Annotated in this window: 3 protein-coding genes; all 3 read right to left on the bottom strand. The window is 64.9% G+C overall.

Annotated elements, in window-relative coordinates:
• On the bottom strand, positions 1-153 hold a 153-nt coding region (locus JOY90_RS01840; RefSeq protein ID WP_291689469.1), incomplete at its 3' end, for an Hpt domain-containing protein.
• Between the two features lie 174 nt (positions 154-327).
• Positions 328-708 carry a flagellar biosynthesis repressor FlbT gene (flbT, locus tag JOY90_RS01835; RefSeq protein ID WP_291689468.1) on the bottom strand — a complete coding sequence of 127 codons (381 nt, stop codon included), beginning with the start codon at positions 706-708 and terminating at the stop codon, positions 328-330.
• A gap of 164 nt (positions 709-872) precedes the next feature.
• The coding region (locus JOY90_RS01830; RefSeq protein WP_291689467.1) for a flagellar protein at positions 873-2,453 on the bottom strand (1,581 nt) is incomplete at its 5' end.

Here is a 2,453-nt window from a genome sequence, read left to right as displayed (position 1 = left end):
GCCGCAGGTGCCCTTGATGGTGTGGACCAGGCGGAAGATGTTATCCAGAATCTTGGCGTTGTTCGGCTCCTGCTCGAACCGCACCAACTGATTGTCGACGGTGTCCAGGCTTTCGCTGGTCTCCGTCAGAAACTCCCGCAACAAGTCGTCCATCAATGCGCCTTCCAAGAACCAGCTATTGTGACCGTACCGTCGAACGCCCTCGTCCGACCGATACAGCCTCCAGCTTCTCCTTCCCGTTAATTTCGGTGTCCGTGCTAATACGGAGGAGCCTGCCGAGCGAGAGACGGGAACGCCGAAATCACACGCAGGCAGGAGCCGCGGCGATCAGGCCGGTGACGCCTCTTCCTCGCGTTTCATCAGCTTCCTGATTTCCTTGAGCGCCTTGTAGAGCGAGCCGGCCGCGACATGCCGGTCGACGCCGTCGATGAGGGCGCGGGCGTCGGGCAGAACTATCGCGAGCTCGCTGACGAGATCGAGATACGATGCCCGATAACGGGCGGCGTCGTTCTTCAAGTACATCATCTGAACGCAATGATAGAGCCGTCTCGCCGGCGTGTTCGCGGTTTCCGCGGTCACGGTATCCTTCTCGCGAAGGATTGGCGTCTCGCCATCGACCAGAAAGGTCGCGCGGGTACCGGAATTGATGATGACGCTGTCGCCGATGACGATGCGTTCGAACGGTTTCAGCTCCACTCTCAGCGGCATCGTCGTCTCCTTTCGGGGGCACGGCGCTGGAATATCCGGGCTCTAGGCCGGCGATCGCCTCGCTCCTGCCGCGGGCGCTTGGTAACGAGTTGCTTCCCCGATGTGCAGGCGCAAGACGGCGGGGACGAACCCCGCCGTCTCGATCTTCGGGCGTGCAACCGGCCTTAGCGGAGCAGCTGCAGCACGCTCGACTGCGACTGGTTGGCGAGCGCGAGCGCGGACACCGCGATCGACTGCCGGGTCGAGAGCGCCTGGCTTTCGGCCGCGAGCTGGTTGGTGTCGGCCAGCGTCAGGTTCGATGCACCGGTCTGCAGCACGTTGATCAGGTTCTTGTTGAAATCCTGACGGATCTGCACCACCGAGAGGTTCGAACCGAGCGCGGAGGCCTCCGACCGCAGCGTGGTCGAGGCGGCGTTCAGCGTGGTGAGCACCTTGTTCGCCGAGCTGTTGTCGAGGAAGTCGGTGCCCGAGGCCAGGGTCGACAGGCTGAGGCCCGCGGTGTTGAAGGTCACACCGGTGATGCTCAGCGTCGACTTGCCGGTCTCGTTGAACACCAGTTTCAGCGTGTCGCCGTTCAACAGGTTGACACCATTGAAGGAGGCGTCGGCCGCCGTGGTGTTGATCTGCGCCAGCACGTTGTTGTACTGGCCGACCAGGCTCGCGCGGGTCGCCTGCGAGGTCACGTCGGCGACGGGCGCCGCCGCCGTCAGGCTGGCGAAGGCCTGGCCGGAGCCGTTGGCGGTGCCGCCGACCGTGCCGATCGTCGAGGAGGCGGCATCGTTCGTCGTGGTGATGGTGATCTTTCCGCTCGTGTCGATCGAGGCCTGCAGGTTGTTCGCCGCCAGCGCCGTGTTGAGCTGGTTCAAGGTCGAGATCTGGTTGGTGCCGGTCCCGAAGGTGATGCTGGTCTGCGTGCCGCCGCCGGTGGCGCCGATGGTCAGCGTCTTGCCGGAGAGCGGGGGCGGCGTCAGGTTGGTGGTGCCGGCGGAGAGGCCGAGCGCGACGAGCGCGTTGCCGGTGCCGGAGATCACCAGGTTCTGAGCCGTGCCGGTCTGCACCACGAGCTTGCCGCTCGACACGGACGAGGCCGTCGAGGCGCCGGTGATCGTGTCGATCGCGCTCAGCACGTCCGACACTTTCAGGGTCGAGCCCGAGCCGATGCCGATGGTGACGTTGCCGGAGGCGTCGGTGGTCGAGGTGGTCTGACCGGTCGAGAAGGTGATGGTCTTGCCGTCGACGGTGAGGACCGAGCCGTTGGTGATCGCGGTCGACAGGTCGTTCGAGCTGGTGCTCGCGGAGCCGACCAGCTGGGTCGTCGCCGTGATCGCCGCCGCACTCGACGTGTTGTCGTTGTTGACGGCCGAACCGGTGACGCTGTTGTTCGAGGTCGCCGTGCCGAGCAGGTTCTGCGCGGTCGCGCCGGAGATGGCCGCCGAGGTCACGCTCGACTTGGCCGAATAGCCGACCGGGCTCTGCAGCACCTGGTTGGCGATCGACTGGGCGCTGGCGACCAGGCTCTGCAGCGAGGTGATGCCGGTGTTGGCGGCCTGCAGCACCTGCACGCCGTTGCCGATGCCGTCGAGCAGATTGGAAATGTCGCTGGCACGGTTGTTGAGCGACTGGGCGGTGAAGAAGTTGGTGGGATTGTCGAGGGCCGTATTGACCTTGTTGCCGGTGGCGAGGTCATTCTGGGTGGTGGCGAGCAGCGACGCGGTCGACTGCAGCGAGAGCAGATTCTGGCGGAC

This window comes from Bradyrhizobium sp. (assembly GCF_019242285.1).
GTDB lineage: Bacteria > Pseudomonadota > Alphaproteobacteria > Rhizobiales > Xanthobacteraceae > Bradyrhizobium.
Note: the sequence above shows the minus strand (reverse complement) of the source record. Positions and strands in the feature narration are given on the sequence as shown.

What these genes read in the sequence shown, in the direction of transcription:
- flbT (WP_291689468.1), bottom strand. Translation starts at nt 708, where the DNA reads ATGCCGCTGAGAGTGGAGCTGAAACCGTTCGAACGCATCGTCATCGGC.